The sequence below is a fragment of the Pseudomonas sp. 5.2 genome, assembly GCF_059025405.1.
The window spans coordinates 1-1754 of sequence record NZ_JBYBHH010000042.1 but is presented as its reverse complement, the minus strand read 5'-3'; the positions used below and the strand labels follow the sequence as shown (position 1 = coordinate 1754).

The window sequence follows — 1754 nt, the reverse complement described above, 5'->3', positions numbered from 1 at the left end:
CCGGTGTGGTACCAGCGCAGGCTCGGGTCGGCATTGGTGCGCGCGCCCATGGCTTGGGTCAGGCGGTCGAGGAAGATCGCCAACAGCACCAGCCCCATGCCACCGACAGTAGCCAGGCCCATGTCCAGCCGGCCGATGCCGCGCAGCACCATCTGGCCCAGGCCGCCGACCGAGATCATCGAGGCGATCACCACCATCGACAGCGACAGCATCAGGGTCTGGTTGAGCCCGGCCATGATGGTCGAGGTGGCCAGCGGCAGCTGCACGCGGGTCAGCATCTGGCGCGGCGTGCAGCCAAAGGCGCGGGCCGCTTCGATCTTGTCTTCCGGCACCTGGCGGATGCCCAGGTTGGTCAGGCGCACCAGCGGCGGCAGGGCAAACACGATGGTCACCAGCACGCCCGGCACGTTGCCGATGCCGAACAGCATCACCACCGGCACCAGGTAGACGAACGCCGGCAGCGTCTGCATCGCATCAAGCACGGGGCGGATGATGCTTTCCAGGCGGTTGCTGCGGGCGCAGACAATGCCCAGCGGGATGCCGATCACCGCGCAGAAAAACACCGAGGTAAGTACCAGCGCCAGGGTGGTCATCGACTCCGACCACACGCCGATCAGCCCCAGCAGGGTCAGGGTGACGAAGCACAGCAGCGCCATGCGCTTGCCCGCCAGCTGCCAGCCGAGCAAGGACGACAGCAGGATGCCAATGGTGGGAGGGATGCTCTGCAGGGTGAACTCGATGCCATTGAGCACCTGGTCGATCGGCCAGCGGATGGCGCGAAACACCTCGCGGAAGTTGTGCACGAGGAAGTTGAGGGTAGCGGTGACCCAGTCGCCCAGGGGGATGGTGGCCGCCTGGAACGGGTCGAGCAGGCTGAATTCGGACATGGGGCAAACCTCGCGGGGGTCAGTGGCGGCTCAGGGACTGCAACGGCGTGCTGTTGGCCAGGCTGGAACACTGGCAGCGGCTGTTGAAGGTCTTGAAGAACGCGCGCACGTAATCGTTGGCCGGCTGGTTGATCAGCTGTTGCGGGGTGCCGATTTGCACCACCCGGCCGCCCTCCATGATCGCGATGCGATGGCCGATGCGGATGGCTTCCTCGATGTCGTGGGAAATGAAGATGATGGTGCGCTGCTGCTCGGCCTGCAGGCGCATCAGCTCGCCCTGCATCTCGTTGCGGATCAGCGGGTCAAGGGCCGAGAAGGCTTCGTCCATCAACAGGATGGTCGGGTCGTTGGCCAGCGCCCGGGCCAGGCCCACGCGCTGCTGCATGCCGCCGGACAGCTGGTGCGGGTAGCTGTGCTCGTGGCCGGCCAGGCCGACCTGGCCCAGCGCCTCGCGGGCACGGCGGTGGCGTTCGGTTTCGGCAACGCCGGCGATTTCCAGGCCGAAGGCGGTGTTCTGCAGCACGCTCATGTGCGGCATCAGGGCGAAGGACTGGAACACCATGCCCATTTCCTTGCGGCGCACATCGAGCAGGGCTTTATCGGACAGCCCGGTGATTTCGCGGCCGTTGAGGTGGATGCTGCCGGCGGTGGGTTCGATCAGGCGGTTGAACAGCCGCACCATGGTCGACTTGCCCGAGCCCGACAGGCCCATGATGACGAAGATCTCGCCCCGTTTGACGGAAAAGCTTGCATCGAACACGCCGACGACGTGGCCGGTCTTGCTGAAGATTTCGTTCTTGTCGGCGCCCTTGCGGAGCATCTCCATGGCCATGTTCGGGTTGGGGCCGAACACTTTGAAGATGTTGT

Annotated in this window: 2 protein-coding genes; both read right to left on the bottom strand. The window is 65.3% G+C overall.

Features of this window, described 5'->3' with window-relative positions; translation table 11 throughout:
• The coding region (gene proW, locus AC5PZ0_RS28180; protein ID WP_186704254.1) for a glycine betaine/L-proline ABC transporter permease ProW at window positions 1–887 on the bottom strand (887 nt) is incomplete at its 3' end.
• A gap of 19 nt (window positions 888–906) precedes the next feature.
• The coding region (locus AC5PZ0_RS28175) for a quaternary amine ABC transporter ATP-binding protein (protein WP_493856198.1) at window positions 907–1754 on the bottom strand (848 nt) is incomplete at its 5' end.